The sequence below is a fragment of the Pseudomonas sp. IPO3778 genome, from assembly GCF_013386825.1.
In the GTDB taxonomy this organism is placed as follows: Bacteria; Pseudomonadota; Gammaproteobacteria; order Pseudomonadales; family Pseudomonadaceae; genus Aquipseudomonas.
This window is the reverse complement of the sequence record NZ_JACARC010000043.1, coordinates 149,466-156,528: the sequence shown is the minus strand read 5'-3', so window position 1 is coordinate 156,528 and position 7,063 is coordinate 149,466. Positions and strand designations below refer to the sequence as shown.

The 7,063-nt window shown below is 61.2% G+C and carries 4 protein-coding genes; all 4 read left to right on the top strand.

Translation table 11 applies throughout. The features are described 5' to 3' along the window. On the top strand, positions 1–2,085 hold a 2,085-nt coding region (locus HX855_RS23630; RefSeq protein ID WP_256736831.1), incomplete at its 5' end, for a BapA/Bap/LapF family large adhesin. A 181-nt stretch (positions 2,086–2,266) separates the two neighbouring features. Beyond that, complete coding sequence (locus HX855_RS23625; RefSeq protein WP_177089529.1) at positions 2,267–3,664, top strand: TolC family outer membrane protein; 1,398 nt, start codon at positions 2,267–2,269, stop codon at positions 3,662–3,664. Further along, complete coding sequence (locus HX855_RS23620) at positions 3,661–5,844, top strand: type I secretion system permease/ATPase (RefSeq protein WP_177089528.1); 2,184 nt, start codon at positions 3,661–3,663, stop codon at positions 5,842–5,844. Before HX855_RS23625 ends, HX855_RS23620 begins: the two co-directional genes overlap by 4 nt. A gap of 26 nt (positions 5,845–5,870) precedes the next feature. After that, the gene (locus HX855_RS23615) at positions 5,871–7,061 is read left to right on the top strand and encodes an HlyD family efflux transporter periplasmic adaptor subunit (protein WP_177089536.1); all 1,191 of its coding nucleotides are present in this window, start codon (positions 5,871–5,873) and stop codon (positions 7,059–7,061) included. Positions 7,062–7,063: the final 2 nt, after the last annotated feature.

Sequence of the window (7,063 nt, the reverse complement as noted above, 5' to 3'; positions counted from 1 at the left end):
GCCGACGCCGACGCCGATGCCGACGCCGACCTCGAAGCCTTCGATGATCTCGCCACCGGCGAAGTAACCATCAAACCCGTAACGTCCAACACCGGCCTGGCCGATATGCGCGTTTTCACCTTGCTGGGTGTCGGCGGCATCATCCTGGGCGATCACACCAAGCAGCAGGAGTTCTCGGTTGCCGAGGGTTCCAGCGGGACACTCAACCTGGAGTTTGCCCAGGCCGACCTGGTTTCGCTGTTGGGCGGTGGCTTCACTGCGACGCTGGAAGTGAGCGACGGTGCCGGTGGATGGTTGCCGGTGCAGCAAGGCAGTAACGGTTCGGGCTTGCTCGACCTGCTGGGCCTGTTCGGACAAAGTTCCAGCGCCAAAATCGACGGGCTGGAAGCCGGGCAGTATCGCTTTACCCTCAAGCTCGACCCTAACCTGGTCAGCATCGGTGCAGGGGCCACGGCCAAGTTGAGCGTCACCAACGACAGCCTGACCGAGTTCACCGGTGTTGCGGGGGCGGATGTCATCGGCAACGTCATCACCGACCCGGGTTTCGAAGGCAAACCGGATGAGCCGGGAACCGGCGGTCCAGTGACGGTGCAGGTGGAGGTCAACGGCGAGTTTGTCGATGCCAGCGCCACTACCGGTACGGTGCTGGAAGGCCAATATGGTCAGCTGACGATCTTTGCCAACGGCGACTACAAGTACACCCCGAATGGGGATATCGCCAGCATCGGCAAGGTGGATGCCTTCGAGTATCACCTGGTCAATGGTGCTGGTGGTTCGGCCTCGGCAACCTTGTATGTACGCATCGACAGCCCGAGTGTCGACGTGACCTGGAACGCCACCGACCCATCGGCGCCAGGCGTGATCAACACGGTCGCCAATGATGACCTGGGTTCGGCGCAGATCGACATCGTCAACCTGGTCACCCAGGCCGACTTGGCGATCCTGAGCTACAACCTGCCATTGCTCGGCCTTGGCAACGTGACTGGCAACGGTGCATCCATCGAGGTTGCCACGGGCACCACCGCAGAGCTTGCGATCAACGTCAGCGTCACCGGCATATCAGTGTTGCCAGCCACCACCGTCAACCTGCAGAAGTTCATCGGTAACGAGTGGGTCACCCAGCAGACCACCACCCTGACGAACTACACGTTCAAAGGGCTGGATGCCGGGACCTATCGCGTCACCGGGACGACCGGTTCAGTGCTGTCGCTGAGCGCAATCCACATCGCTCAGAAACTCACCACGACCTTCCTCACGGAGTTCGTGACCGGCGAGATGACCAATGCGACAGGCAACCTGCTGTCTGACAGCTTGTCCGGGCCGGATGTACTCGGTTCACCGCTGACAGTACTCAGCGTGCTGGTCAACGGGGTCTATGTGATTCCTGGGCAGACGGGGACGAAAATCGACGGTGACCACGGCACGCTGACCGTATTTGCCGACGGCCAGTACGTCTATACCCCGCATGCCGGGCTGGCGCTGGACGAGATTGGCCAGGTGGATAAATTCACCTACAAACTCACCACACCCACCGGCCAGCAAGACACGGCCGACCTGTACGTGCGCATCGACTCGCCGGATCGTGATCTGGTCTGGGACGACGCTAACCCAGGTGTGCCTGCCACTGACGGTGCCGGCGTGGCCGCTGCCAGCAGTGTGGTGGACGCGGTGGCGGATGACGGTGCCAACGTTGACGGCGATCACCACGACGCTGTGGTGGCCGACGACACCGACTTCACCCATGTCGATGCTGGCACGGGTGCAGAAGGGTTGCTGTGGGAGGGTGGCGATGCAGCCATCAACCTCACCGACTTGATTGGCAACGTCAGCGGGGTGCACAGCATCGACCTGAACGATGTCAGCGCCGTTGACCTGACCTTGAGCCTCGAAGACCTGGTGTCCATCACCGGGCCTGAATCGGATCGCTTGATGATCCAGGGCGACGATCAGGACAGTGTGCACCTGACCGGTGACTGGAGCGCCGGAGTGACCCAGGTAGAGAACGGTCTTGAGTACGTGATCTACACCAGTCCGGAAGATGAAACCCATCAGCTCTGGGTACAGAGCGGCATCAGCGTGGTGTAACGCCACCCTCACCGACCGGGTCGCAAGGCCCGGTTTTCCCACCAACGGCATTGCAGCGATGGGTCGTGACGTCAGTCACGGTCCGTTGTTGTACCTACCAGGTTTGATAACAGTCAGGTGACTAGCAGTGAGGCAAAAGAGTTTGGCCAAGCAGCTGTCTGCCGTAATTCTGGCAGTCGCAATGATCGCGCCCGCTATTGAGCCGGTTATGGCAGCGTCGTATATCGACGATGAAGAACGCGTCAACATCATTAGCCCGAGCAACCTGGGCACTCATTTACCCGGCGGGCCAACGGGCGTCAGCGCACCGGTGGCACCCGAACACGTCATACCGAACAACCTCGACCTGACACGCGCCATTCAGTTGGCGGTGGAATGGCACCCGGCAATTTCCGAGGCCATCGGCCAGCTGTACCAACAAAACGAGAACGTGACGATCGCCCGTTCCGGTTATTACCCACAAGTCAGTGGCGGCTTCAATTCGGGCTACGACAGTGGCCTGAGCGGCAACGGCCAGAGCCGCGCGTTTTCCTTGTCGGCATCACAAATGCTGTATGACTTCGGCAAGGTCTCAAGCGCTGTCGACAGCGCCCTGGCGCGGGTCAGTGCCAGCCAGGCAACGGTGTTGCTGTCGATCGATCAAGTGGCACGGGACACCTCATTCGCGGTGATCGAATTGCAGCGCTCGCAGTTGCTGGTGCAACTGGCGCGCGAGCAAGTCGACGGTATTTCCGCGATTGCAGAACTTGCGAAAAAACGCAGCGACATGGGTGCCAGCACCCGTTCGGACCTCATCCAGGCCCGCTCGCGGGTCGAGGCGTCGATGGCGACGCAACTGCAATTCGCTGCGCAATTCAATCGCTGGCGCAGCACCCTGAGCAGCCTGCTGGGGGCGCAGTCACCGGTGAGTGTTGCCAATGGGTTTCCGGCAAGCCTGGAGCAATCCTGCATGGGCGTGGTCCCCGATACGGCCGTCACGCCGACACTGCTGATTGCCCAGGCGCAACGTATTGATGCGCTGGCGCTGATCGCCCAGGCCCGCGCCGAAGCATTGCCGACCGTGTCGCTGGACCCGTCCGTCACGCACTACCTGGACAACAACGATGACAGCAACATCCCTGGCGGCCGCGACCGTACCCGCTATGGCGTATTTCTCAACGTGAAAATGCCGCTGTACCAGGGCGGCGCAATCACCGCGCGCAAATCGGCCGCGCAACAGGCCTTGCGTTCCGCCGATGCCGCCAGCGACGCCGCGAGCCTTGCGGTGCGCCAAGGATTGCTGGAGGCACGAGACCAGATCTCAAGCCTCAGCCAACGCCTTTCCACCCTGGACTTTCGTGAGCGCAGCATCTCCGAAACCCGCGACCTTTATCGCCAGCAGTACCTCGAACTGGGCACCCGGCCGCTGCTCGACCTGCTCAATGCCGAACAGGAAATTCACCAGGCGCGCATGGACCGGGAAAACACCGCCGCCGATCTGCGGCGCCTGAAAATCGATTGCCTCTACAACACGGGCGCACTGCGCACGGCGTTCCACCTGGACAACAGCACCCTGCAAGGTGTGGAGATTCGGCCATGAATGATGCCGTGATGCTTGCGGACCCAACCAACGCGGTGCCGACGCCGTTGAACCCGGCGCCTGCGGTGGATTATGAAGTGTGGCTGGAGGCCATCCTGAGCGTGGCCCGGCATTACCGCCTGGAATGCTCGGCACAAAGTGTGCGCATCGCCGCACAGTGGACCGAAGGCGCCTCGGTAGAAGACGTGGTGCGGCAGATGGCCCGCCAGGCCGGATTGAACTGTGTGATCGCTGACTTCAGCGAGTCCACGCTGATGCAGCGCCAACTGCCGTTGGTGCTGCAATTTGCCGACGGCCAGGTCGGCGTCCTCGAAACTCTCGGAGACGGCGACAACCTGGGCATCGCCTACAGCGGCGATGGCGGCCTGCAAAGCCGGCTCACCCGCAAGGACCTGCTGGAACAAGCTCGCAAGACGGTGATTCTGCGCCCCATGGCGGTGGTGCGTGACCGGCGTGTTGACGACTACATCAAGCCTTATGAGAAGGCTTGGTTCAAAAACATCGTACTGCGCGACCTGCGCCCTTATGGCTATGTGGTACTCGCATCGCTGGTCACCAGCGTGCTGGGCTTGGCTGGGGTGCTGTTTTCCATGCAGGTGTACGACCGGGTCATCCCGGCCGAATCCATGCCCACGCTGTATGTGCTGTTTGGCGGCGTGATGCTGGCGCTGGTGTTTGACTTCATCATGCGCATTACCCGCGTGCGCATCACCGACATGCTTGGCAAACGCGCGGATTTGCGCGTCTCCGACCTGGTGTTCGGGCATGCCATTCGCCTGCGCAACAGCGCCCGGCCGAAGTCCACCGGCTCGTTCATTTCGCAGCTCAAGGAGCTCGAACAACTGCGTGAACTGGTCACCTCCAGCACCGCCACGGCGCTGGCCGACCTGCCGTTCTTCCTGCTGTTTCTGGTGATCTATTGGTTGATCGCCGGCCCGCTGGTGGCGGTGCCGCTGGTGGCGGTTCTGTTCCTGATAGTGCCGGGGCTGTTGGCGCAAAAAAAACTCGCGGCACTGGCGAATGAGTCGATGCGTGAAAGCTCGTTACGCAGCGCCATGCTGGTGGAAACCGTGCAAGGCCTGGACGACATCAAGGCGTTGCAGGCTGAGCAGCGTTTCCAGCAACAATGGAATCACTACAACGCCACCTGTGGCGATGCCAGTCTTCGTCTGCGCATGCTCACCAACAAACTGGTCGCCTGGAGCAACAATGTGCAGGGCTCGGTGTTTGCCGTGGTGGTGGTGTTCGGTGCGCCAATGGTCATGGCCAGCGACATGACGACCGGTAGCCTTGTCGCAGCGTCGATCCTGGCGTCGCGGATGATGGCGCCGATGTCCCAGATTACCCAGGTGCTGACGCGCTGGCAGCAGGCCAAAGTCGCGCTGCAGGGCCTGAACCGGATCATGGAGTCGCCGGTGGACCATCCCGAGGGCAGCAAGCGCGTGCACTTGCCGGTGATCAAAGGGCATTACGCACTAAGCCAGGCGACGTTCCAGTACTCCGACGATGCCCCCGTGCCAGCGCTGTGTGTGGCGGACTTGAAGATCCAGCCGGGCGAGCGCATCGCAATTCTGGGGCGTAACGGTGCGGGTAAGTCCACGTTGTTGCAGGCATTGGCCGGGATGCTCGACCTGAAGGCCGGCACCATCAGTCTTGACAGCGTTGCCCTCAGTCACATCGACCCGGCGGATGTGCGCCGCGATGTCGGGCTGATGACGCAAAACTCGCGGCTGTTCCACGGCACGCTGCGCGACAATCTGATCATGGGGGCGCCGCATGCCAGTGACCAGGAAATCCTCCAGGCCCTGGCGCTGACGGGCGCTGGCGACTTTATCGGCAAGTTCGCCGACGGCATGGACCATATGATCCTGGAAGGCGGCCTCGGCCTGTCGGGCGGGCAGCGTCAGTCGCTTCTGCTGTCGCGGCTGATCATTCGCCAGCCGCATATCGTGCTGCTCGACGAACCCACCGCGTCCCTGGATGAAGCGACCGAGCGCCAGTTGATCCACAACCTCGACCGCTGGGCCGCCCACCGCACGCTGATTATCGCCACGCACCGCATGAGCGTATTGAGACTGGTGAATCGGGTGATCGTGGTCGACAACGGCCAGATCATCGTCGATGACAGCAAAGACAACGCGATTGCGCGGCTGTCCAAACCCAAGGGGAAAACCCAGTGAAAAGCCATGAGCCGAAAACCATTCCCCTGCTTGCCACCGAAGACGAAGGCGCCCGGCATGCCCACGACGGTGTGGATGAGCGCACCGTGGTACGCGCCACACGTGTGGTGGGGTGGGTGTTTGTCATGCTGATCGCGTTTGGTGCCTGGGCCTACTTTTTTGAAGTGGACGAAGTCTCGACGGGTAGCGGTAAAGTCATCCCTACCTCACGTGAGCAAATTATCCAGTCGTTGGAAGGCGGCATCATCACTGAGTTGAATGTGGGGGAGGGCGATATCGTCAAAAATGGCCAGACGTTGGCCAAGCTTGACCCGACCAAGACCGAATCCAACTTTGATGAAACTGCCGCCAAATACCGGGCATCGCTGGCCAGCGTTGCGCGTTTGCAGGCCGAGGTAGACAGCAAACCGTTGCTGTTCCCGCCGGAGCTTGAGCGTTACCCGGCACTGGTACGCGCCGAAACCGACCTGTTCAATACCCGGCGCAAGGGCCTCGAAGAGTCGTTGGCCGGCGTGCGCTCGTCCCTCGGGCTGGTGCGCAGCGAGCTGGAAATCACCGAAAACCTGGCCAAGGTCGGTGCGGCCAGTAACGTTGAAGTACTGCGCCTCAAGCGCCAAAAAGCCGAGCTGGAATTGAAACTGACCCAGGCCCGCTCCGAGTATATGGTGCGCGCCGGCGAGGACCTGGCCAAGGTCAACGCCGATGTCGAGACGTTGTCGTCGGTCATGCGCGGGCGTTCGGATTCGGTGACCCGCCTGACCCTGCGCTCGCCAGTGCGCGGGATCGTCAAGGGCATTGAGGTCACCACGATCGGCGGAGTTATCCCGCCCAACGGGCGCCTGATGCAGATCGTGCCGCTGGATGAGCAGCTGCTGATCGAGGCGCGTATCTCCCCGCGAGACATTGCCTTTATCCATCCCGACCAGGTGGCCAAGGTCAAAATCACCGCCTACGACTATGCCATTTATGGCGGTATGGATGGCAAGGTGGTGACCATTTCCCCGGACACCATTCAGGATGAAGTCAAGCCGGAAGTTTTCTACTACCGAGTGTTCATTCGAACGGACGCCGATACCTTGAAAAACAAGTCGGGCAAGTCGTTCTCCATCGTGCCGGGGATGATCGCTTCGGTGGATATCAAGACCGGCCAGAAAACCGTGCTCGATTATTTGATCAAACCCATGAACCGTGCGCGTGAGGCTTTGCGCGAGCGCTAGGC